The sequence below is a fragment of the Pseudomonas sp. NPDC089530 genome, from assembly GCF_050280705.1.
Lineage (GTDB): Bacteria > Pseudomonadota > Gammaproteobacteria > Pseudomonadales > Pseudomonadaceae > Aquipseudomonas.
This window is the reverse complement of record NZ_JBNNVU010000003.1, coordinates 108,820-135,373: the sequence shown is the minus strand read 5'-3', so window position 1 is coordinate 135,373 and position 26,554 is coordinate 108,820. Positions and strand designations below refer to the sequence as shown.

2 protein-coding genes are annotated in these 26,554 nt (G+C 68.2%); both read left to right on the top strand.

All coding sequences use genetic code 11. The annotated features are described in order from the left end of the window. Nucleotides 1-108 precede the first annotated feature (108 nt). Complete coding sequence (locus ACQKQA_RS02400; protein WP_427553108.1) at nucleotides 109-14,280, top strand: non-ribosomal peptide synthase/polyketide synthase; 14,172 nt, start codon at nucleotides 109-111, stop codon at nucleotides 14,278-14,280. Between the two features lie 100 nt (nucleotides 14,281-14,380). Next, nucleotides 14,381-26,161 (top strand): non-ribosomal peptide synthase/polyketide synthase, encoded by an 11,781-nt coding sequence (locus ACQKQA_RS02395; protein ID WP_427553180.1) that lies wholly within the window; start codon nucleotides 14,381-14,383, stop codon nucleotides 26,159-26,161. The last annotated feature ends 393 nt before the right edge of the window (nucleotides 26,162-26,554 follow it).

Here is a 26,554-nt window from a genome sequence, read left to right as displayed (position 1 = left end):
GCCGCGGTCTGGCGCGCCGCCGTGGGGGTTAATTTTTCCCCAGGCCCATCCGTTCCGTAGGGATAGCCGAGCCTTTGCTCGATACCCAATGCCTATGGATGAAGCCAGATGAATGCTGAAAAGTCCCTGAAACTCGCCAGTCGATTTATCGAGCTGCCGCTGGAAAAACGGCGGCTGTTCCTCGATGGTCTGCGGGCGGAAAACATCGACTTTTCGTTGTTTCCGATTCCGGCCGGGATCGCCGCCGCGGATCGCCAGGCGCTGTCCTATGCCCAGCGCCGCATGTGGTTCCTCTGGCAGATGGACCCCCACAGCGGCGCCTATAACCTGCCGGGCGCGGTGCGCCTGCGCGGTGCCTTGAATCTGCCGGCCCTGGAGCAGGCCTTCGCCAGTCTGGTGGCGCGCCATGAAACCCTGCGCACGGTGTTCCAGCGCCATGCCGACGAGCGCCTGGAGCAGGTAGCCGTTGAGGTCGCGGTGCCGGTGGAAACGCTGGACCTCAGCGCCCTGGCGCCGGAGGCCCGGGAACAGGCGGTGGCGGCTGAGGCCCAGCGCCAGTCGCTGTTGCCGTTCGATCTCGGCACCGGCCCGCTGCTGCGGGTCAAGCTGCTGCCACTGGCGGCCGAAGAGCATGTGCTGCTGCTGACCTTGCACCACATCGTCTCCGACGGCTGGTCGATGAACGTGCTGATCGACGAGTTCATCCGCTTCTACGACGCCCATGAGCGTCAGGAAACCCCGCAATTGCCGGCCTTGCCGATCCAGTACAGCGACTACGCCCTGTGGCAGCGCCGCTGGCTGGAAGCCGGGGAGCAGGCGCGCCAGCTGGAGTACTGGCAGGGGCAATTGGGGGATGAGCATCCGGTGCTGGAGCTGCCCACCGATCATCCGCGCCCGGCCATGCCCAGCTATCGCGGCACCCGCTACGACTTCGCCATCGAGCCGGCCCTGGCCGAGCAACTGCGGGCCACCGCCAAGCAGCACAACGTGACCCTGTTCATGCTGCTGCTCGGCGCCTTCAATGTGCTGTTGCACCGCTACACCGGGCAGGGCGACATCCGCGTCGGCGTGCCGATCGCCAACCGTAATCGTGCGGAAGTCGAAGGGCTGATCGGCTTCTTCGTCAACACCCAGGTGCTGCGCACCCGGCTGGACGGGCAGACCCGGGTCGGCGACCTGCTGCAACAGGTCAAGGAAGCCGCCCTCGGCGCCCAGGCCCATCAGGACCTGCCGTTCGAACAGTTGGTGGAAGCCCTCAAGCTGGAGCGCAGCCTGAGCCACACCCCGCTGTTCCAGGTGATGTACAACCACCAGCCGCAGGTTGCCGATATCGCCACGGTCAGCACCGCCTCGGGCCTGGAGCTGGGCCTGGTGGAATGGCAGAGCCGCACCACCCAGTTCGACCTGACCCTGGACACCTTCGAGAAGTCCGGCAGGCTGCAGGCCGCGCTGACCTACGCCAACGACCTGTTCGACGCCACCACCATCGAGCGCATGGCGCAGCACTGGACCCGCCTGTTGCAGGCGATGGTCGCCGATGGCGCCCAGCGGATCGGCGAGCTGCCGATGCTGGCCGCCGCCGAACACCAGCAGTTGGTCGAGGAGTGGAACCGGACCGAGGCCCGCTACCCGGTCGAGCGCTGCCTGCACCAGTTGATCGAAGAGCAGGTGCAACGCACGCCCCAGGCCCCGGCCCTGGTGTTCGCCGAGCGTGAGCTGAGTTACGCCCGGCTCGATGCCCGGGCCAACCAGCTGGCGCACCTGTTGCGCGAGCAGGGCGTGGGCCCCGACGTGCTGGTGGGGATCTGCATCGAGCGCTCCATCGAAATGGTGGTCGGCCTGCTGGCGATCCTCAAGGCCGGCGGCGCCTATGTGCCGCTGGACCCGGAATACCCCCAGGAGCGCCTGGCCTACATGATCGAGGACAGCGGCATCGGCCTGCTGCTGACGCAAAGTTCGCTGCTGCCGGTACTGCCGACCGAGGCGGTCAGAACCCTGATCCTCGATCAGGGCCTGGACCAGGAGCGGGACTGGCTGGACGGCTACAGCGAAGCACCGCTGGCGCAGATGACTCAGCCGCTGAACCTGGCCTACGTGATCTACACCTCGGGTTCCACCGGCAAGCCCAAGGGCGCCGGCAACAGCCACGCCGCGCTGGTCAACCGCCTGTGCTGGATGCAGCAGGCCTACGGCCTGGACGCCAGCGACGCGGTCCTGCAAAAGACCCCGTTCAGCTTCGACGTCTCGGTCTGGGAATTCTTCTGGCCGTTGCTCGCCGGCGCGCGCCTGGTGGTGGCCGCCCCGGGCGCCCACCGCGAGCCGGCGCGGCTGATCGAGACCATCGTCCAACACCGCATCAGCACCTTGCACTTCGTGCCGTCGATGCTCCAGGCCTTTATCCACGAGCCGGGCGTACAGGCCTGTTCCAGCCTCAAGCGCATCGTCTGCAGCGGCGAAGCCTTGCCCCTGGATGCCCAGCAGCAGGTGTTCGCCAAGCTGCCTGCTGCCGGCCTGTACAACCTCTACGGCCCGACGGAAGCGGCCATCGACGTGACCCACTGGACCTGTGTCGACGAGGGTGCCCACAGCGTGCCCATCGGCCGGCCGATCGCCAACCTGCGCACCTATGTGCTGGACGCCGAGCTGTCGCCGGTGCCGGCGGGCGTGGCCGGCGAGCTGTACCTGGGCGGCGCCGGCCTGGCCCGCAGTTACCACCGCCGCCCAGGCCTGACCGCCGAGCGTTTCGTCACCAGCCCGTTCGAGGCCGGCGCGCGCCTGTATCGCACCGGCGACCGGGTGCGCCAGCGCGCCGACGGGGTCATCGAATACCTGGGCCGCCTCGACCATCAGGTCAAGCTGCGCGGCTTGCGCATCGAACTGGGCGAGATCGAGACCCGGCTGCTGCAGCACCCCCTGGTGCGCGAGGCGGTGGTGCTGGTGCCGGGGGGCAAGCAACTGGTGGGCTACCTGGTGCTGGAAGACGCCGAACCGGCGGCCGACTGGCAGCAGCAACTCAAGGCCTGGCTGCTGGGCAGCCTGCCGGAATACATGGTGCCGACCTACCTGGTGCCCCTGGCGAAACTGCCGGTCACCGCCAACGGCAAGCTCGACCGCAAGGCGCTGCCGCTGCCGGAAGCGGCGTCGCAGCAGGCTTTCATCGCCCCCGAAGACGCCCTGCAGAAAGCCCTGGCGGCGATCTGGGGCGAGGTGCTGGGGCTGGAGCAGGTCGGCCTGGAAGACAACTTCTTCGAACTGGGCGGCGACTCGATCATCTCGATCCAGGTGGTCAGCCGTGCCCGTCAGGCCGGCATCCGCCTGAGCCCGCGGGACCTGTTCCAGTACCAGACCGTGCGCAGCCTGGCGTTGGCGGCGGTGTTCGAAAGCCAGAGCGTGATCGACCAGGGCCCGGTCAGCGGCGAGGTGATCCTGACCCCGGCCCAGCAGTACTTCTTCGAGCAGGCGATTGCCGAGCGTGGCCACTGGAACCAGTCGCTGCTGCTGACCCCGCGCCAGAGCCTGCAAGCGCAGTGGCTGGACGGTGCGCTGAACACGGTGCTCGAACACCACGATGCCCTGCGCCTGCGCTTTGCCCAGGGCGCCGACGGCTGGCAGCAAAGCCACGGCGCCGTGTCGGGCGAGAGCGGCCTGTGGCAGTGCCAGGCCGACAGCGCCGAAGCCCTGGCCGCCCTGTGCGACGAGGCCCAGCGCAGCCTGGACCTGCAGAACGGACCGCTGCTGCGCGCCGCACTGGTGGAACTGGCCGACGGCAGCCAGCGCCTGTTGCTGGTGATCCATCACCTGGTGGTGGACGGCGTGTCGTGGCGAATCCTGCTGGAAGACCTGCAGCAGGCCTACGAGCGACTGGCGGCGGGCCAGACACCGGCCCTGCCGGCCAAGACCAGCGCCTACCAGGCCTGGGCTGCACAGCTGCAAGCCCAGGCCGCACAGTTGGACGCGCAACTGCCGTACTGGCAGGCGCAGCAGCAGGGCGGGGCCGACCTGCCGTGCGATAACCCACAGGGCGGCCTGCAAAACCGCCTGGAGCGCAAGATCGAATCGCGGCTCGACAGCGCGCTGACCCAGCAACTGCTGCAACGGGCGCCGGCGGCCTATCGCACCCAGGTCAACGACCTGCTGCTGACCGCGCTGGCGCGGGTGCTGTGCCGCTGGAGCGGGCAGCCGGCGGCGCTGATCCAGCTCGAAGGCCACGGCCGTGAGGATCTGTCCGCCGAGATCGACCTGAGCCGCACGGTCGGCTGGTTCACCAGCCTGTTCCCGGTGCGCCTGCAACCCGAGGCCGAACTGCCGGGCGCGATCAAGGCGATCAAGGAACAACTGCGCGCCGTGCCGGACAAGGGCCTGGGTTACGGCCTGCTGCGCTACCTGGGCGCGGCGGGCGGCCGTGAGCTGTTGCAGGCGCTGCCGGCGCCGCGCATCACCTTCAACTACCTGGGGCAGTTCGACCGGCAGTTCGACGATACCGCGCTGTGGGTCCCGGCCGCGGAACGCAGCGGCCGGGCCCAGGACCCCGAGGCGCCGCTGGCCAACTGGCTGACCCTGGAAGGCCAGGTCTACGGCGGCGAGCTGGCGCTGCAATGGGGCTTCAGCCGCGAGATGTTCGACGACGCCACCGTGCAGCGGCTGGCCGATGCCTATGTCGCCGAACTCCAGGGGCTGATCGAGCATTGCTGCAGCGTTCCGGCCGGCCAGGCCACGCCGTCGGACTTCCCGCTGGCGAGCCTTAGCCAAGAGCAACTGGAGGCCCTGGCGCCGGACAGCGGCGCCATCGAAGACATCTATCCGCTGTCGCCGATGCAGCAGGGCATGCTGTTCCACACCTTGTACGAGCCCCAGGCCGAGGCCTATATCAACCAGCTGCGCCTGGATATCCAGGGCCTGGATATCCACGCTTTCGGGCGTGCCTGGCAAGCCGCGCTGAACCGCCACGCGATCCTGCGCAGCAGCTTCCACTGGCTAGGGCTGGAGGTCGCCCATCAGGTGGTGCGGCGTCAGGTCGACCTGCAACTGCAAGTGATCGAGGACCGCGACGCCGACCTCGACGCCCTGGCCCGCGCCGAGCGCGACCGCGGTTTCGAGCTGGACCGCGCGCCGCTGCTGCGCCTGCAACTGGTGCGCCGCGGTGACGCGGCCTGGCACCTGATCTACACCAGCCACCACATCCTCATGGACGGCTGGAGCAACGCGCAGCTGCTGGCCGAAGTGCTGCAGGACTATGCCGGGCAAACGCCAGGCCAGTCGCTGGGCCAGTACCGCGATTACCTGGGCTGGTTGCAGCAGCAGTCGAGCACAGCCGGCGAGCAGTTCTGGAAGGCCGCGCTGGCGCCGCTGCAGACTCCGACCCTGCTGGCCGAGGCCCTGCGCCCGCCGGTGGACGGCAGCGGCAGTGCCGAGCAGCACCTGGCCCTGGACGCGGCGGCGACCCAGCGCCTGGCGGACTTCGCCCGTCAGCACAAGGTCACCCTCAACACCCTGATCCAGGCCGCCTGGGGCCTGCTGCTGCAACGCTATACCGGCCAGGATTGCGTGGCGTTCGGCGCCACCGTGTCCGGGCGCTCGGCGGCCTTGCCGGGCATCGAGCAGCAACTGGGGCTGTTTATCAACACCCTGCCGCTGGTCTGCGCGCCGGCGCCGGACCAGCCGCTGGCGCAGTGGCTGACGGCGCTGCAAGCGCTCAACCTGAGCATGCGCGAGTACGAACACGTGCCGCTCTACGACATCCAGGGTTGGGCCGGGCAGCAGGGCACGGCGCTGTTCGACAGCCTGCTGGTGTTCGAGAACTTCCCGGTGGCCGAGGCCCTCAAGGGCGGCGCGCCGGCCGGCCTGAGCTTCGGTGCGCTGCACAACCATGAACGTACCCACTATCCGCTGACCCTGGGCATCGAGCTCGGCGCCGGGTTGCGCCTGGAATTCAGCCATGACCGGGCGCGTTTCAGCGAGATCCAGGTGGCGCAATTGGGCGCCAACCTGCTGCACCTGCTGGAGCAGATGGTCAGCCAGCCGCAAGCTGCACTGGGCGAACTGCGCCTGCTGGACGCGGCCGGCCACGGGGCGCTTCTCGCCCTCAGCCAGCCGGTGGCATTGCAGCTGCACAGCGAGCAACTGGTGCATCAGCGCTTCGCCGCCCAGGCCGCCGCCACGCCGGAGGCGCTGGCGCTGCAAGCCGGTGAGCAACGCCTGAGCTACGGCCAGTTGAATGCCCTGGCCAACCGCCTGGCGCATCGTTTGCTGGAGCAGGGCGTGGCCCCCGGGCAACGGGTCGGCCTGGCCATGGGGCGTGGCCCGCAGCTGATCGTCAGCCTGCTGGCGGTGCTCAAGAGCGGCGCGGCCTATGTGCCGCTGGACCCGAAATACCCGGCCGAGCGCCTGGCCTACATGCTCGAGGACAGCCGCCTGGACCTGCTGCTGTGCCAGACCGGGCTGCTGCCGGACCTGGTGTTGCCGGCCACCTTGCCACGCTTGAACCTGGGCGACTTGCCCACTGAGCTGGCGGCCTATGCCGACAGCGATCCGCACAACCGCGCCACCGCCAGCGACCTGGCCTATGTGATCTACACCTCCGGCTCCACCGGCCAGCCCAAGGGCGTGGCTATCGCCCATGGCGCGTTGCGCGAGTTCTGCCAGACCGCCGCCGATTATTCGCGGCTGAGCGCCGAGGACCGGGTGCTGCAGTTCGCCACCGCCAGCTTCGACGGTTTTGTCGAGCAGTGCTATCCGCCGCTCTGTGTCGGCGCGGCGCTGGTGATGCGCGGCGACGAGCCGTGGGACGTGGGCCAGCTAGCGGACGAAGTGGTGCGCCATGGCGTGACCCTGGCCGACCTGCCGGCCGCCTATTGGTACCTGCTGGCCCGGGAATGCGCGCTCGACGCCAAGCGTTCCCTGGGCCGCCTGCGCCAAGTCCACGTGGGCGGCGAGGCCATGTCGGTGGAAGGCCTGCGCCTGTGGCACGAGGCCGGGCTGGGCCATGTGCGCCTGCTCAATACCTACGGCCCGACCGAGGCCACGGTGGTCTCCAGCGTGCATGAGTGCCACCTGGAAGACGCCAGCGATGCCTTTGGCGTGCCGATCGGCCGGGCCATCGGCGGCCGCGCGCTGTATGTGCTCGACAGCGCCGGCCAGCTGTTGCCGGCCGGCGGCGTCGGCGAGCTGTGCATCGGCGCAGCGTCCGGTCTGGCGCAACAGTATTTCGACCGCCCGGGCCTGACCGCCGAGCGTTTCCTGCCCGATCCGTTCGCCAGCGAGCCGGGGGCGCGGCTGTACCGCAGCGGCGACCTGGCGCGCTACCACGGCGCGGACCTGGAGTACGTCGGGCGTATCGACCACCAGGTGAAGATCCGTGGTTTCCGCATCGAAATGGGCGAGATCGAAGCCTGCCTGCAAGCCCTGGAACAGGTACGCGAGGCGGCGGTGATCGCCCAGGACGGCCCGTCCGGCGCGCAGCTGGTGGCGTACGTGGTGGCCAGCGATCCAACCCAGGTGACCCCAGCGCTGCAGCAGGCCTACCGCGAGCAATTGCTGCAGGCCCTGGCCCGCTCGTTGCCGGACTACATGCTGCCCAGCCACCTGCTGTTGCTCGAACGCCTGCCGCTGAACAACAACGGCAAGCTGGACCGCAAGGCCCTGCCCAAGCCCGACCTGAACCAGGGCACCAAGGTCTATGAGGCCCCGCAAACCCACTTGCAGCAACAGTTGGCGACGATCTGGGAGGAGGTGCTGCAGAGCGCGCCGATCGGCCTCGGCGACCACTTCTTCGAGCGTGGCGGGCATTCGCTGCTGGCCACCCGGGTCATCTCCCGGGTGCGTCATGAACTGAACCTGGAAGTACCGCTGCGGACCTTGTTCGAACAGCCGACCCTGGGCGCGTTTGCCGCGGCATGCGCCGCGGTGCAAGGCGCCGATACGCCACCGATGCGGGTGTTGGAGCGGGGCCAGCCGCTGGCCTTGTCCTATGCCCAGGAACGCCAGTGGTTCCTCTGGCAGCTGGATCCCGAAAGCGCCGCCTACCATGTGCCGAGCGCCCTGCGCCTGAAAGGCCGGTTGGATCTGTCTGCCCTGCAGCGCAGTTTCGATGCCCTGGTGGCGCGCCATGAAAGCCTGCGCACCCGCCTGTTGCAGGACGGCGAGCAGACCTGGCAGGTGATCGATGCCGCCAGCTCCGTCCAGATCCACCTGCAGGAGGCCGACGAAATCCGCCTGGCCAGCCTGGTGGAGCAGGAGATCGCTCGGCCGTTCGATCTGGAGCAGGGGCCGCTGCTGCGGGTCACCCTGCTGCGTCTGAGCGAAGAGGAGCATGTGCTGGTGCTGGTGCAGCACCACATCGCCTCCGATGGCTGGTCGATGCAGATCATGGTCGACGAGCTGGTGCAGTGGTATGCGGCCTACAGCCAGGGCCAGGAGTTGCAACTGCCGGCGCTGCCGATCCAGTACGCCGACTACGCCCTGTGGCAGCGCCAGTGGATGGAGGCCGGAGAGCAGGCGCGCCAGCTGGACTACTGGCAACACCTGCTGGGCGGCGAGCAGCCGGTGCTTGAATTGCCCCTGGACCGTCCGCGCCCGGCGCTGCAGAGCCACCGTGGCGCGCGCCTGGACCTGGCGCTGGAGCCAGAGTTGGCGGCGGAGCTCAAGGCCCTGGCCCGGCAGCAGGGCGTGACCCTGTTCATGCTGTTGCTGGCCTCGTTCCAGACCCTGCTGTACCGCTATAGCGGCCAGGCGGATATCCGCGTCGGCGTGCCGGTCGCCAACCGCAACCGGGTGGAAACCGAGCGCCTGATCGGCTTCTTCGTCAACACCCAGGTGCTCAAGGCCGATATCGACGGTCAACTGACCTTTGCCGGCCTGCTGCAACAGGTCAAGCACCGCGCCCTGCAAGCCCAGAGCCATCAGGACCTGCCGTTCGAACAACTGGTGGAGGCCCTGCAACCGGAGCGCAGCCTGAGCCATAACCCGCTGTTCCAGGTGATGTTCAACCACCAGAGCGCTGCCGCTAACGCCCGGCAATTGCCTGGCCTGGCGCTGGAGGGCCTGGGGTGGCACAGCCATACCGCGCAGTTCGACCTCAACCTGGACACCCAGGAGACCGCCGACGGCCTGTGGGCGTCGCTGACCTACGCCACCGACCTGTTCGACGCGGCCACCGCCCAGCGCCTGCTGCAACACTGGCAGAACCTGCTGCGGGCCGTGGTCACCCAGGCCACGGCGCGCCTGGATGACTTGCCGCTGCTGAGCCAACCGCAGTGGCAGCAGATGGTGCAGCACTGGAATGCCACGGCGACCGCCTACCCCCAGGGGCAGGGCGTGCACCAGCTGTTCGAAGCCCAGGCGCTGGCCCGGCCTGAGGCGATTGCCCTGCAATTCGACGGCGAAGCCCTGAGCTACGGCGAGCTGAACCGCCGCGCCAACCGCCTGGCCCATCGCCTGCTGGACGCCGGGGTCGGCCCGGACGTGCTGGTGGCGGTGGCGCTGGAGCGCTCGGTGGCGATGGTGGTCGGCCTGCTGGCGACCCTCAAGGCCGGCGGCGCCTACGTGCCGCTCGATCCGCAATACCCGGCCGAACGCCTGGCCTTCATGCTCGAAGACAGCCGTGCCCGGGTACTGCTGACCCAGGAGCCTGTGCGCCAGCGCCTGCAACTGCCGAGCGGCCCGCGGGTGCTGCTGGCGGACGATCCGGCGGTCGACGCGCTGTTCAGCGTCGAGAATCCCAAGGTAGCCCTGGCGCCGGAGCACCTGGCCTATGTGATCTACACCTCCGGTTCCACCGGCAAGCCCAAGGGCGTGATGGTCCGCCATCAGGCGCTGAGCAGCTTCGCCAGCGGCATGGCCGGCACCCTGGAGATTGGCCGCGAGGCGCGGATGCTGTCGCTGACCACCTTCTCCTTCGACATCTTCGCCCTGGAGCTCTATGTGCCGTTGAGCGTGGGCGCGACCGTGGTGCTGGGCGACAAGGAGCTGTCGCTGGACCCCGAAGCCATCCTCGACCTGGCGCAGGCCCAGGCGGCCAGCGTGGTCCAGGCCACGCCGTCGACCTGGCGCATGTTGCTCGACAGCGAGCGGCGTTCCCTGCTGCGCGGCGTCAAGTGCCTGTGCGGCGGCGAGGCGCTGCCAAGCGATCTGGCCCAGCGCCTGCTCGACCTGCAAGGCACGGTATGGAACCTCTACGGCCCGACCGAAACCACCATCTGGTCGGCCGCCTGCCGGTTGTTCGACGCCCAGCCCTTTGTCGGCCGGCCGATTGCCAATACCGCGCTGTTCATCCTCAGCGCCGACCTGGCGCCGTGCCCGGTGGGGGCGGCAGGCGAACTGCTGATCGGCGGGGTCGGCCTGGCCCGTGGTTACCTCGGCCGGGCGGCGTTGACCGCCGAGCGCTTCGTGCCGGATCCGTTCTCCAGCACTGGCGAGCGCCTGTACCGCACCGGCGACCTGGCGCGTTACCGCGAGGGCGGCGTGGTCGAGTACATCGGCCGGGTCGACCACCAGGTCAAGGTGCGCGGTTTCCGCATCGAGCTGGGGGAAATCGAAAGCGCCCTGCGCGAGCAGGCCGAGGTCCGCGAAGCGGCGGTGCTGGCCGAGAACGATCAGCTGATCGCTTATCTGGTCACCCACAACACTGTCGCGGAAGCGGAGCAGGCGACCCTGCGCGAGCGCTTCAAGGCGGCCCTGCGCGAGTCGCTGCCGGACTATATGGTTCCGGCCTATCTGTTGTTCCTGGAGCGCATGCCGCTGACGCCGAACGGTAAGCTGGACCGCAAGGCCCTGCCCAAGCCGGACGCCAGCCTGTTGCAGAAACGCCATGTGCCGCCGGTCAGCGAGAAGGAGCGGCAGGTGGCGGCGATCTGGGCCGATATCCTCGGCGCCGCCCAGGTCGGCCTGGAAGACCATTTCTTCGAACTGGGCGGCCACTCCCTGCTGGCCACCCGGGTGGTGTCGCGGGTGCGTCAGGCCCTGGGCATCGAGGTGGCGCTGAAGACCCTGTTCGAGCAGCCGCTGCTGGGGGATTTCGTCAAGGCCCTGGGCAATGTCGCCAGCGAGGTGCCGGCGATCGGCAAGGTCGGCCGCGAGCAACCGCTGGCGCTGTCCTATGCCCAGGAACGCCAGTGGTTCCTCTGGCAACTGGAGCCCGAAAGCGCCGCTTACCATATCCCCAGCGCCCTGCGCCTGAAGGGCCGGCTGGAGCCGATGGCCTTGCAGCGCAGCTTCGACACCCTGGTGGCCCGTCATGAAAGCCTGCGCACGTATTTGCAGCAGGACGGCGAGCGCACGGTGCAGGTGATCGCCGCCGAGGCGACCATCGAGATCGCAGTGGCCGCGGCCGACGAGGCGAGCCTCAAGGCCCAGGTGGCGGCGGAGATTTCCCGGCCGTTCGATCTGCGGCAAGGGCCGCTGCTGCGGGTCAAGCTGCTGCGTCTGAGCGAGGACGAGCATGTGCTGGTATTGGTCCAGCACCATATCGTCTCCGACGGTTGGTCGATGCAGGTGATGGTGGAAGAGCTGGTGCGTCTGTACGCCGCTTACAGCGAGGGCCAGGACGTGCAATTGCCGGAGCTGCCGATCCAGTACGCGGACTACGCGGTCTGGCAGCGCCAGTGGATGCAGGCCGGCGAGAAACAGCGCCAGCTGGACTACTGGGTCGGCGAGTTGGGCGGCGAACAGCCGGTGCTGGAATTGCCGTTCGACCGTCAGCGCCCGGCCGTGCCGAGCCATCGCGGCGCGCGCCTGGACCTGACCCTGGAGGCGCCGCTGCTGGCGCAGCTGCAGGCCCTGGCCCAGGCTGAAGGCGTGACCCTGTTCATGCTGTTGCTGGCCTCGTTCCAGGCGCTGCTGCACCGCTACAGCGGCCAGGAAGATATCCGCGTCGGCGTGCCGATCGCCAACCGCAATCGGGTGGAGACCGAGCAACTGATCGGCTTCTTCGTCAACACTCAGGTGCTCAAGGCCGAGATCGACGGGCAGACCACCATCGCCCAACTGCTGCAACAGGTGAAGCGACGCGCCCTGCAAGCCCAGGCCCACCAGGATCTGCCGTTCGAGCAACTGGTGGAGGCGTTGCAACCGGAGCGCAGCCTGAGCCTGAGCCCGCTGTTCCAGGTGATGTTCAACCACCGCGTGACCCTGGCCGACAGCCAGTTGCGCTCCCTGTCGCAGCTGGATATCGAGGTGGTGACCTGGGAGGAGGGCGTGGCCCAGTTCGACCTGGCCCTGGATATCGAGGAGGCGCCGGCCGAACTGCGCGCGTCCCTGAACTACGCCACCGACCTGTTCGAGGCGGCGACCATCGAGCGCATGGCCCGGCATTGGCAGAACCTGTTGCAGGCCATGGCGGCCGACCGGCAGCAGAGCGTCGGCCAGGTGGTGCTGCTCGACGCCAACGAACAACAGCAGATCCTCAGCCTGTGGGATCGCACCGACTCCGGCTTCCCGGCCCAGCGGCTGGTGCATGAGTTGGTATCTGACCGTGCCCGGGAAAATCCGCAAGCAGTGGCGGTGCTGTTTGGCGACCAACAGCTGACCTACGGCGAACTGGAAAGCCGCGCCAACCGTCTGGCCCGGGCGCTGATTGCCCGTGGCGTCGGCCCGGAAGTGCGGGTGGCGATTGCCATGCCGCGTAGCGCCGAGATCATGGTGGCCTTCCTGGCGGTGCTGAAAGCCGGCGGCGTGTATGTGCCGCTGGACGTGGAATACCCACGGGATCGTCTGCTGTACATGATGCAAGACAGCCGGGCCAAGCTGCTGTTGACCCATACCGCCGTGTTGCAGCAACTGCCGATTCCGGAAGGGCTCGATAGCCTGGCGGTGGATCGTACCGAGGATTGGGCAGGGGAGGACGACAGCGCGCCGCAAGTGGTGCTGGACGGCGACAACCTGGCCTACGTGATCTACACCTCGGGCTCCACCGGCATGCCGAAAGGCGTGGCGGTATCCCACGGTCCGTTGGTGGCGCACATCATCGCGACCGGCGAGCGCTATGAAATGACTCCAGCGGATTGCGAGCTGCATTTCATGTCCTTCGCTTTCGACGGTTCCCACGAAGGCTGGATGCATCCGTTGATCAACGGCGCCCGGGTATTGATCCGCGACGACAGCCTGTGGCTGCCGGAATACACCTACGCGCAGATGCACCGTCACGGTGTGACCGTCGGCGTATTCCCGCCGGTTTATCTGCAACAACTGGCCGAGCACGCCGAACGCGACGGTAACCCGCCGGCAGTCCGTGTCTACTGCTTCGGCGGCGATGCGGTGGCGCAGTCGAGCTACGACCTGGCCTGGCGCGCGTTGCGTCCGACCTACCTGTTCAACGGCTACGGCCCGACCGAAACCGTGGTCACCCCATTGTTGTGGAAAGCCCGCAAAGGCGATCCGTGCGGCGCGGCCTATGCGCCGATTGGCGAGCTGTTGGGCAATCGCAGCGGCTATGTGTTGGACGCGCAGTTGAATCTGCAACCGATCGGCGTGGCCGGCGAGCTGTATCTGGGTGGCGAGGGCGTGGCCCGGGGTTACCTGGAACGTCCGGCCTTGACCGCCGAGCGTTTCGTTCCCGATCCATTCGGCAAACCGGGTAGCCGCGCTTACCGCAGCGGCGACCTGACCCGCGGCCGTCCCGACGGCGTGGTGGATTACCTGGGCCGGGTCGACCATCAGGTGAAAGTCCGCGGCTTCCGTATCGAGCTGGGCGAGATCGAAGCGCGCCTGCGCGAGCAGGACGCCGTCCGCGAAGCGGTGGTGGTGGCCCAGGACGGGCCGAGCGGCAAGCAGCTGGTGGGCTACATAGTCACGCTGGACCCGACCGTGGCCGCGGACAGCGCGGCCCAGGCCGCCTGCCGCGACACCCTGCGCCGGGCGCTGAAGACGCGCCTGCCGGACTACATGGTGCCGACGCACCTGATGTTCCTCGAACAGATGCCGCTGACCCCGAACGGCAAGCTGGACCGCAAGGGCCTGCCACTGCCGGACGCCAGCCTGCTGCAACAGGAATACGTGGCCCCCGAAAGCGAGCTGGAACAGCAGATCGCGGCGATCTGGGCCGAGGTCCTGGGCCTGCCGCGGGTGGGCCTTACCGACCACTTCTTCGAGCTGGGCGGGCATTCCCTGCTGGCGACCCAGATCACCTCGCGGGTGCAGGCCGAACTGGGCCTGGAAGTGCCGCTGGCCGCGCTGTTCCAGACCGAGTCGCTGCAGGCCTACGCCAAGGCCGCCGGCGATTGCCGCTCGGGCAGCGCCGACGACTTTGACGATCTAAGACAATTCATGAGCGAACTTGAGGCGATTTGAACAAATGCTTTCCAATGAAAATATCGATCTGGTGTCTCGCTTCGTTCGCCTGCCTCTGGAACAACGCAAGCTGTTTTACACGCGCCTGCAAAGCCGCGGCCTGAGCTTCGCCCAGCTGCCGATTGCCCCGACCCGCGAGTTGGTCGACAGCCTGCCGCTGTCCTACGCCCAGGAGCGCCAGTGGTTTCTCTGGCAACTGGAGCCCGACAGCGTCACCTACCACATCCCCAGCGCCCTGCGTCTGAAGGGCCAGCTGGATCTGGCGGCCCTGCAACGCAGTTTCGATGCCCTGGTGGCGCGCCATGAAAGCCTGCGCACCCGCTTGCGGCAGGACGCCGAGCGCACGCTGCAGGTGGTGGACGCCGAGGCCCGGATCGAGATCGTCCAGGTCGCGGCCGAGGGCGCCGACGAGGCCCGGCTCCAGGCCCTGGTGGAAGCGGAAATCGCCCGGCCCTTCGACTTGCAGCAGGGCCCGCTGCTGCGGGTCCGGCTGCTGCGCCTGGCTGAGGACGAACATGTGCTGGTGCTGGTGCAGCACCATATCGTCTCCGATGGCTGGTCGATGCAGGTGATGGTGGCCGAGCTGGTGCAGCTGTATGCCGGCTACGTCCAGGGCCAGGCGCTGCAACTGCCGGCGCTGCCGATCCAGTACGCCGACTATGCCCTGTGGCAGCGCAGCTGGATGGAAGCGGGGGAGAAAGAACGCCAGCTGGGGTACTGGTGCGCCCTGCTGGGCGGCGAGCAGCCGGTGCTGGAGCTGCCCCTGGACCATCCGCGCCCGGCGGTGCAGAGCCATCGCGGCGCGCGCCTCGACCTGAAGCTGGACGCGGCCCTGGCGGCGAGCCTCAAGGGCCTGGCGCAGCGCGAAGGCGTGACCCTGTTCATGCTGTTGCTGGCCTCGTTCCAGACCCTGCTGTACCGCTACAGCGGCCAGTCGGACATCCGCATCGGTGTGCCGATCGCCAACCGCAACCGGGTGGAGACCGAGCACCTGATCGGCTTCTTCGTCAACACCCAGGTGCTCAAGGCCGACCTCGACGGGCAGATGACCCTCGCCCAGCTGTTGCAACAGACCAAGCAGCGTGCCCTGGAAGCCCAGGCCCACCAGGACCTGCCGTTCGAGCAACTGGTGGAGGCGCTGCAACCGGAGCGCAGCCTGAGCCACAACCCGCTGTTCCAGGTGATGTTCAACCACCAGGCCGAGGCCCGCGGTGCGGGTCGTGAACAGCAGCTGCCCGGCCTGCGGGTCGAGGGCCTGGAGTGGGACAGCCACACCACCCACTTCGACCTGAGCCTGGACACCCAGGAGTCCGGCGACGACCTCTGGGCGTCCCTGAACTACGCCACCGACCTGTTCGACGCCAGCACCATCGAACGCCTGGCGCAGCACTGGCAGGGCCTGCTGCACGGCATGCTCGCCAGCTCGCAGACGTTGATCGGCGAGCTGCCGCTGCTGAGCGCGGCGGAGCAGCAGCGCATGGTCCGGGAATGGAATGCCGGCGCGACCGTCCTGGAGCAAGGCCCGGTGCACCGGCTGTTCGAGGCCCAGGCGCAACAGCATCCCGAGGCCGTGGCCCTGGTGCTGGACGAGCAGTCCCTGAGCTACGCCGAACTGAACCGCCAGGCCAACCGCCTGGCCCATTACCTGATCGCTCAGGGGGTGGGCCCGGAAGTGTTGGTGGGGATCGCGGTGGAGCGTTCCTTCGCCATGGTGGTCAGCCTGCTGGCGGTGCTCAAGGCCGGCGGCGCCTATGTGCCGCTGGACCCGCAATACCCTCGCGAACGCCTGGTGCACATGCTCGACGACAGCGGCGTGCGCCTGGTGCTGACCCAGTCCCACCTGCGCCAGCGCCTGCCGTTGCCGGCCGCTCTGGCGGTGCTGGAGCTCGACCGCGCGGATGCGCAACTGGCGCAGTGCGCCGAGAGCGATCCGGGCCTGGCGCTCGATCCGCGGCAACTGGCCTATGTGATCTACACCTCCGGCTCCACCGGCAAGCCCAAGGGCGTGGCCATCGATCACCGCGCCCTGGGCGAGTTCGCCGGCATCGCCGCGGGGTATTCGCAATTGACCCGGGATGATCGCGTCCTGCAGTTCGCCACACTGAACTTCGACGGTTTCGTCGAGCAGCTGTACCCGGCCCTGACCCGGGGCGCCAGCGTGGTGCTGCGCGGGCCGGAGCTGTGGGACAGCGCCCGGCTGTACAACGAAATCATCCGCCAGAGCATCACCCTGGCCGACTTGCCGACCGCCTACTGGAACCTGTTCCTGCTCGATTGCCTGGCGGCCGGCCCGCGTTCCTACGGGAACCTGCGGCAGATCCATATCGGTGGCGAAGCCATGCCGCTGGACGGCCCGGCCCAATGGCTGCGGGCCGGCCTGGGGCAGGTGCGCCTGCTCAATACCTATGGTCCGACCGAGGCCACGGTGGTCTCCAGCGTGCTGGACTGCAGCACCGGTCACGAAGGGGTGGGCGCCACCGCCAGCCCCATCGGCCGTTCGCTGCCGGGGCGCGCCCTGTATGTGCTGGACCGCGACCTCAACCTGTCGCCGCTGGGGGCCGTGGGCGAACTCTATATCGGCAGCGCCAGCGGCCTGGCGCGGGCCTACCTGCAACGTCCGGCGCTGACCGCCGAGCGCTTCGTGGCCGATCCGTTCTCCAGTAGCGGCGAGCGCCTGTACCGCACCGGCGACCTGGCCCGTTACCGCGCCGATGGGGTGATCGAGTACGTCGGCCGGGTCGACCATCAGGTGAAGATCCGTGGCTTCCGCATCGAACTGGGGGAAATCGAGGCGCTGCTGCTGGCCCAGGCCGAGGTGCGCGAAGCGGTGCTGCTGGCTGTCGACAGCCAACTGATCGGCTATGTGGTGGCGGCGCAACCGCTGGCCTCGGCGGAAGACCATCAGGCCCTGGGCGAACAGCTCAAGGCACTGCTGCGCGAGCAATTGCCGGACTACATGGTGCCGGCGCACCTGCTGTTCCTCGACCGCCTGCCGCTCAACCCCAATGGCAAGCTGGACCGCCAGGCCCTGCCCAAGCCGGACGCCAGCCAGGCGCAGCCAGCCTGGATCGCGCCGGTGAGCGCGGTGGAGCAACAGGTGGCGGCGATCTGGGCGGATATCCTGGGGGCCGAGCGTGTGGGCCTCACCGATCACTTTTTCGAACTGGGCGGGCACTCCCTGCTGGCCATGCAGGTGGTGTCGCGCCTGCGCCACGCCCTGGGCCTGGAAGTACCGCTCAAGACCCTGTTCGAACAGCCGCGCCTCGACGGTTTCGTGCGCGCCTTGCCGAGCGCCGTCGAGGGCGGGCAGGCGCCGGCCCTGCTGCCGGTGGATCGCCAGCAGCCCTTGGCCCTGTCCTATGCTCAGGAGCGCCAGTGGTTCCTCTGGCAGCTGGAGCCGCAAAGCGCCGCCTACCATATCCCCAGCGCCTTGCGCCTGAAGGGCCGGCTGGACCTTTCTGCCCTGCAACGCAGCTTCGACACCCTGCTGGCGCGGCATGAAAGCCTGCGCACCCACTTGCACCACGATGGCCAGCGTACGCTGCAGGTGATCGCGGCCGCCGCCGGTGTCGAGATCCAGCAGGGCGAGGCTGACGAGGCGCGGCTCAAGTCGCTGGTGGAAGCCGAGATCGCCCGGCCGTTCAATCTTGAGCAGGGGCCGCTGTTGCGGGTCCGGCTGCTGCGCCTGGCCGCGGACGAGCATGTGCTGGTGCTGGTGCAGCACCACATCGTCTCCGATGGCTGGTCGATGCAGATCATGGTCGATGAGTTGGTGCAGCTGTATGGCGCCTATAGCCAAGGCCAGGCGCTGGAATTGCCGGCCCTGCCGATCCAGTACGCGGACTACGCCGTCTGGCAGCGCCACTGGATGGACGCCGGCGAGCGCGAGCGCCAGCTGGCTTATTGGGTGGAGCAGTTGGGCGGCGAGCAGCCGGTGCTGGAACTGCCGTTCGACCATCAGCGCCCGGCGGTGCAAAGCCATCGCGGCGCGCGCCTGGGCATCGACCTGGACGCGCAGCTGGCCATGCAACTCAAGGCGTTGGCCCAGCAACAGGGCGTGACGATGTTCATGCTGTTGCTGGCCTCGTTCCAGACCCTGCTGCACCGTTACAGCGGCCAGGAAGACGTGCGCGTCGGCGTGCCGATCGCCAATCGCAACCGGGTCGAGACCGAGCGCCTGATCGGCTTCTTCGTCAACACCCAGGTGCTCAAGGCCGATATCGACGGGCAGATGAGCGTCGCCCAGTTGCTGCAACAGACCAAGCAACGCGCCCTGCAAGCCCAGAGCCATCAGGACCTGCCATTCGAGCAATTGGTGGAAGCGCTGCAGCCGGAGCGCAGCCTGAGCCACAACCCGCTGTTCCAGGTGATGTTCAACCACCAGACCGAGGCCCGTGGCGGGCGCGCCGAGCAACAACTGCCCGGCCTGCGGGTCGAGGGCCTGGAGTGGGACAGCCGCACCGCGCACTTCGACCTGGACCTGGATATCCAGGAAGCCGAGGAGGGGATCTGGGCCTCCCTGGGTTATGCCCAGGACCTGTTCGAGCCGGCCACCGTGGAACGCATGGCGCGGCACTGGCAGAACCTGTTGCAGGCCATGGTCGCCGATCCGCAGCAGAGCATCGGCCAGCTGAACCTGCTGGACGATGCCGAGCGGCAGCAGATCCTGACCCTGTGGGATCGCACCGATTCCGGCTTCCCGGCCCAGCGTCTTGTGCATGAACTGGTGGCCGACCGCGCGCGGGAAAATCCTGACGCTGTGGCGGTGCTGTTCGGTGACCAGCAGCTGACTTATGGCGAGCTGGAAAGCCGCGCCAACCGTCTGGCCCGGGCGCTGATCGCCCGGGGCGTCGGCCCGGAAGTGCGGGTGGCCATCGCCATGCCGCGCAGCGCCGAGATCATGGTGGCGTTCCTCGCGGTGCTGAAAGCCGGTGGCGTGTATGTGCCGCTGGACGTGGAGTACCCGCGGGATCGCCTGCTGTACATGATGCAGGACAGCCGCGCCAAGCTGCTGCTGACCCACACCGCGGTGCAGCAACGCTTGCCGATCCCGGAAGGGCTCGACAGTCTGGCGGTGGACCGCAGCGAGGAATGGGCAGGGCAGGACGACACAGCGCCGAGCGTGAAGTTGGACGGCGACAACCTGGCCTACGTGATCTACACCTCCGGCTCCACCGGCATGCCGAAAGGCGTAGCGGTGTCCCACGGGCCGCTGGTGGCGCATATCATCGCCACCGGCGAGCGTTATGAAATGACCGCGGCGGATTGCGAACTGCACTTTATGTCCTTCGCTTTCGACGGTTCCCACGAAGGCTGGATGCACCCGCTGATCAACGGTGCCCGGGTGCTGATCCGCGACGACAGCCTGTGGCTGCCGGAACACACCTATGAGCAGATGAAGCGCCATGGTGTGACCGTCGGTGTGTTCCCGCCGGTGTACCTGCAACAGCTGGCCGAGCACGCCGAACGCGACGGCAACCCACCGGCGGTGCGGGTGTACTGCTTCGGCGGCGACGCGGTGGCCCAGTCCAGCTACGACCTGGCCTGGCGCGCGCTGCGTCCGACCTACCTGTTCAACGGTTACGGCCCGACCGAAACCGTGGTCACCCCATTGCTGTGGAAAGCCCGCAAGGGCGATCCCTGTGGCGCGGCCTACGCACCGATTGGCGAACTGCTGGGCAACCGCAGCGGCTACGTGCTGGATGCGCAACTGAACCTGCAACCGATTGGCGTGGCCGGCGAGTTGTACCTGGGTGGCGAGGGCGTAGCCCGGGGTTACCTGGAGCGTCCGGCGATGACTGCCGAACGTTTTGTGCCCGATCCATTTGGCAAGCCGGGCAGCCGCGCCTATCGCAGCGGTGACCTGACCCGTGGCCGGCCGGATGGGGTGGTGGATTACCTGGGGCGCGTCGACCATCAAGTGAAAGTCCGTGGCTTCCGGATCGAGCTGGGGGAAATCGAAGCGCGCCTGCGCGAACAGGACGTGGTGCGCGAAGCGGTGGTGGTGGCCCAGGATGGGCCGAGCGGCAAGCAGTTGGTGGGCTATATCGTCGCGCTGGATCCGACAGTGGCCAGCGATAGCGCCGCCCAGGCCGGTTGCCGCGAAGCCCTGCGCCGGGCACTGAAGGCGCGGCTGCCGGACTACATGGTGCCGGCGCACCTGATGTTCCTGGAGCAGATGCCCCTGACCCCCAACGGCAAGCTCGATCGCAAGGGCCTGCCGCAGCCGGACGCCAGCCTGCTGCAACAAGAATATGTGGCGCCACAGAGCGAGCTGGAGCAGCAGATCGCCGCGATCTGGGCCGAGGTCCTGCGCCTGCCCCAGGTCGGTCTGAACGACAACTTCTTCGAACTGGGCGGCGACTCGATCATCTCGATCCAGGTGGTCAGCCGCGCCCGCCAGGCCGGCATCCGTTTCACCCCCAAGGACCTGTTCCAGCACCAGACCGTGCACAGCCTGGCCGCGGTCGCGCGCCAGGGCGCCGAGGGGCTGGTCATCGATCAGGCGGCGCTGAGCGGCGAGCTGTTGCTGCTGCCGATCCAACAGGCGTTCTTCGAGGACGAGATCGCCGAGCGTCATCACTGGAACCAGTCGGTGGTGCTGCGCACCCATGAGCGCCTGGACCCGGCGCTCCTCACCCAGGCCCTGCAAGCGCTGCTGGTGCAGCACGATGCGCTGCGTTCGCAGTTCGTCGCGGACGGCGCCGGCTGGCAGGCGAGCTATCGTCCGGCCGAGCAGCACCAGGCCGACCGGGTGCTGTGGCAGAGCACCCTGCAGGGCGTCGAGGAACTCGCTGCCCTCGGCGAAGAGGCCCAGCGCAGCCTGGACCTCGGCGCCGGCCCGCTGTTGCGCGCGGTGCTCGCCGAACTGGCCGACGGTTCCCAGCGCCTGCTGCTGGTGATCCATCACCTGGTGGTGGACGGGGTGTCGTGGCGCATCCTGCTGGAAGACTTGCAGAGCACCTACCGCCAACTGGCCGCGGGCGAGGCCGTGGTCTTGCCGGCCAAGACCAGCTCGACCCGCGACTGGGCCCAGCGCCTGCAGCACCATGCCCGGGGCGAGGCCCTGGAGCGCGAATTGGCCTGGTGGCAGGGGCAATTGCAGGACGCCCGGGCCGAGCTGCCGTGCGCCAACCCCCACGCCAGCCTGAGCAACCGCCACGCGCTGAGCGTGACCACCCACCTGGACCAGGCCTTCACCCGCCAGCTGTTGCAGGACGCGCCGGCGGCCTATCGCACTCAGATCAACGATCTGCTGCTGACCGCCCTGGCCCGGGTCATCGGCCGCTGGAGCGGCCATGAATCGACCCTGATCCGCCTGGAAGGCCACGGCCGCGAAGACCTGTTCGACGACATCGACCTGACCCGCACCGTGGGCTGGTTCACCAGTATCTACCCGGTGAAGCTGGTGCCGGCGCCGACCCTGGCCGACTCGCTCAAGGCGATCAAGGAGCAGCTGCGGGCGATCCCCGACAAGGGCATCGGCTTCGGCGCCCTGCGTTACCTGGGCAGTCCGCGGATCCGCGAGGCGCTGGGGCAACTGCCACGGCCGCGGATCACCTTCAACTACCTCGGCCAGTTCGATGCCAGCTTCGACGGCGGCGAGGCCGAAGGTCTGTTCGCGCCGTCCGGCGACTTCGCCGGCGCCGAGCAGAGCCCGGAGGCTTCCCTGGGCAACTGGCTGGAAATCAACGGCCAGGTGTACGGCGGCGAGCTGAACCTGAACTGGAGTTTCAGCCAGGAGATGTTCGATAAGGCGACCATCCAGCAACTGGCCGACGACTACGCCGAGGAACTCAAGGCCCTGATCGAGCATTGCTGCCAGCCCGAGCACCGTGGCGCCACGCCGTCGGACTTCCCTCTGGCACCGCTGAGCCAGGAACGACTGGACGGCCTGGGCTTGCCGCTCGCGCAGGTCGAGGACATCTATCCGCTGTCGCCGATGCAGCAGGGCATGCTGTTCCAGTCCCTGTACGGGCAGGGCTCGGGCGACTACATCAACCAGATGCGGGTCGATGTCCAGGGCCTGGATGTCGGGCGCTTCCAGGCGGCCTGGCAGTTGGCGCTGGAGCAGCACGAGATCCTGCGCAGCGGCTTCCTCTGGCAGGCCGAACTGACCCAGCCGCTGCAGGTGGTCTACAAGCAGCGCCAGGTGCCGCTGGTGGAGTATGACTGGCAGCATCGCCCGGACCGGGCACAGGCTCTCGAGCAACTGGCCGAAGCGGCCAGGATCCAGGGTTTTGTCCTCGAACAGGCGCCGTTGTTGAGCCTGGTGGTGGTGCGCACTGCAGCCGACAGCCATCACCTGATCTACACCAATCACCACATCCTGATGGACGGCTGGAGCGGTTCGCAGCTGTTCGGCGAGGTGCTGCAACACTATGCCGGCGAGACTCCGCGGGCGCCGCTCGGGCGTTATCGCGACTACATCGCCTGGCTGCAGGCCCAGGACCGCGGGCTCAGCGAGACCTTCTGGAAAGACCAGCTGGCCGGGCTCGAAGAACCGACGCGGCTGGCTCGCGGGGCTCTCGATGGCAAGGCTCGGAACGCGGCGACCGCGCCGGTCAACGGCGCGCACCGCCTGGGCCTCGACCGCGCGCAGACCGAGGGCCTCAAGGCCTTCGCCCAGGGCCGCAAGGTCACCCTCAACACCCTGGTGCAAGGCGCCTGGCTGTTGCTGCTGCAGCGCCATACCGGGCAGCGCACCGTGGCCTTCGGCGCGACGGTGGCGGGGCGCCCGGCGGAGCTGCATGGCATCGAGCAGCAGGTCGGCCTGTTCATCAACACCTTGCCGGTGGTGGCCACGCCCGAGCCGCAGATGCCGGTGGAGCAGTGGCTGCAGCAGTTGCAGGAACAGAACCTGCGCCTGCGCGAGCAGGAACACACGCCGTTGTTCGAGATCCAGCGCTGGGCCGGGCTGGGGGGCGAGGCGCTGTTCGACAGCATCCTGGTGTTCGAGAACTACCCGGTGTCCGAGGCGCTGGAGCAGGGCTCGCCGGCAGGCTTGCGCTTCGGCGCCATCGAAAGCCTGGAGCAGACCCACTACCCGTTGACGGTGCTGCTGGCCATCGGCGAGACCCTGGGCCTGGAATTCAACTACGACCCTCAGGCCTTCGGCAGCGAGGACATCGAGCAACTGGGCGAGCACTTCCAGCAACTGCTGCTGGCCCTGGCCAGCCCCGCGCCGCAGCGCCTGGCGGACCTGCCGTCGCTGCCGGCCGTGCAGCGCCAACGCATGCTCCACGACTGGAACGCCACCGCCCGGGATTACCCGTTGCAACGCTGTGTGCACCAGTTGATCGAGGATCAGGTGTTGGGTAGCCCGGACGCTCCGGCGCTGGCCTTCGGTGAACAGCAACTGAGCTATGCCCAACTGAACCGTCGCGCCAACCGCCTGGCCCATCGCCTGATCGCCGCCGGTGTCGGTCCCGATGTGCTGGTGGGGCTGGCGGTGGAGCGCTCCATCGAGATGGTGGTCGGCCTGCTGGCGGTGCTCAAGGCCGGTGGCGCCTATGTGCCGCTGGACCCGGAATACCCCCGCGACCGCCTGGCCTACATGCTGGAGGACAGCGGCGTGAAACTGCTGCTGACCCAGGCCCATCTGCAGGCGCACTTGCCGATTCCGGCCGGGCTGCAGAGCCTGGTGCTGGAGCCGGGCGAGCAGTGGCTCGAAGGCTACGGCGAACACAACCCGGGCATCGAGCTGGACGGGGAGAACCTCGCCTATGTGATCTACACCTCCGGCTCCACCGGGCAACCCAAGGGCGCGGGCAACCGTCACACAGCCCTGACCAACCGCCTGTGCTGGATGCAGGAAGCCTATGGGCTGGACGCGCGCGACACGGTGTTGCAGAAGACCCCGTTCAGTTTCGATGTGTCGGTGTGGGAGTTCTTCTGGCCGCTGATGACCGGCGCGCGCCTGGTGGTGGCGGCGCCGGGGGCTCACCGCGATCCGGAGCAACTGGTGCAACTGATCGAGGGGCAGCAGGTCACGACCCTGCACTTCGTGCCGTCGATGCTGCAGGCCTTCCTGCAGGATCCGAACGTGGCCGCCTGCCGCAGCCTGCAACGCATCGTCTGCAGTGGCGAAGCCCTGCCGGTGGATGCCCAGCAGCAGGTCTTCGACAAACTGCCGGGGGCTGCGCTGTACAACCTGTATGGCCCGACCGAGGCGGCGATCGACGTCACCCACTGGACCTGCGTCGACGAAGGCCGCGACGGGGTACCGATCGGGGTGCCGATCGCCAACCTGGGCTGCCATGTGCTGGACGCCAACCTCGAACCGGTGCCGGTGGGCGTGCTGGGCGAGCTGTACCTGGGCGGCGTCGGCCTGGCCCGTGGTTACCACCGGCGGCCGGCCCTGAGCGCCGAACGTTTCGTTGCCCATCCGTTCGTCAGCGGCGAGCGCATGTACCGCACTGGCGACCTGGCCCGCTACCGCGCCGACGGGGTGATCGAGTACGCCGGTCGGATCGACCATCAGGTCAAGCTGCGTGGCTTGCGCATCGAACTGGGCGAGATCGAGGCGCGCCTGCTGGAACACGCCCTGGTGCGCGAGGCAGCAGTGCTGGCAGTGGAGGGCAAGCATCTGGTGGGTTACCTGGTGCTGCAGGAGGCGCGGGACGACTGGCGCGAAACCCTGGCCGAACACCTGGCGGCGCAGTTGCCGGACTACATGGTGCCGGCGCAATGGCTGCTGCTGGAGCGGATGCCCCTGAGCCCCAACGGCAAGCTGGACCGCAAGGCGTTGCCCACGCCGGAGGCGCAACAGGCCGCGCAGGCCTATGAGGCGCCGCACAGCGCGCTGGAGCGGCAACTCGCGGCGATCTGGAGCGAGGTGTTGGGCGTGGAGCGGGTGGGCCTGAACGACAACTTCTTCGAGCTGGGCGGCCATTCGCTGCTGGTGCTGAGGCTCAAGGAGCGGATCCGCAAGGCCAGCGGCATCGGCCTGTCGGTCAGCCAACTGATGCTCAACCCCACCGTGCGCGGCCAGGTCCATTGCCTGCAAGGCCAGGCGCGCAGCTCGCTGATCGTCCCGCTCAACAGCCAGACCCAGGGCACGCCGCTGTACCTGTTCCACCCCAGCTACGGTTCGGTGCACTGCTACAAGGCGCTGGCCCTGGCGCTGCGGGAGCAGCGGCCGGTGCTGGGGGTGATCTGCCGAGCCCTGGCCGAGGAAGGCGCCGAAGTGCCGGCCTGGGCTGCCATGGTCGAGGACTACACCCGGCAGTTGCTGGAGGCGCAGCCCCAGGGCGCCTTCCGCCTGGCCGGCTGGTCCCTGGGCGGCAACCTGGCGATGGAAGTCGCCTACGCCCTGGAGCAGGCAGGCCGGCAGGTGGAACTGGTGGGTTGGATCGACTCGGCACCGCCGTTCTGGCTCAAGTCTTACTGGGACGCGGTGGTGGTTGGCGAGGAGCGCGAGGTTTCGGCCAATGAACGGCGGGTGGCCTTGCTCGGGGTGATGTTCGCCGGGTTCGCCGAGGCGATCCGCGAGTCCTGGCTGGCGTGCCAGGCCGAGTCGACGGACGAGGCGGAGCAGTGGAACCGCTTCTGCGCCTGGGCCGAACAGACCCTGGGCGAGGCCTTCCGCGAGATCCGGGAAGAGTTGCTGCGCGGTAACGAGGCGGCGATCTCCTGGGATGTCGACCGGACCCTGACCCAGCGCATGGCACAGGCCGACTTCAAGCCGATCAAGGCGCCGCTCAGTTGCTGGTGGGCCGGCCTGAGCCGGGCCGGGCAGCAGCGGGAGCTGATCGAGGCGAGCATGCGTCAGGTCATCGGCCAGTCCTGCGTGGCGCGTTCGGTGGTGATCGATACCGACCACGACCGGATCATCGATAACGCCGAGTTCATCGAAAGCTTCGCCGCCGCCCTGGCGTAACCCCGGCAGTAACAGAAACGCCCCCGGCCACCCCCGTGACCGGGGGCGTTTTTTTACCCGGCCCCTGTAGCCGCTGCCGAGCCTAGGCGAGGCTGTGCTCGAGCGCGCAGCGGTCGCCCCCCGGGTACCGCGCAACCCAGGCCCACCGCATCGTCAGGTTTTACGGGGCTGCGCCCCGATCGCAGCCTCGCTGCGCTCGACAGCGGCTACGACAGCCCGTCCGATCCGGAGCCGTGCATGGCCCTGTAGCCGCTGCCGAGCCCTGGCGAGGCTGCGCTCGAGCGCGCAGCGGTCGTAACCCGGGCACAGGCATATCGCGTGGTCAGGTTTACGGCAGGCATCGCAGGCAAAAAAAACGCCCCGGGAAGGCAGGACCTTTCCAGGGCGCGGGGA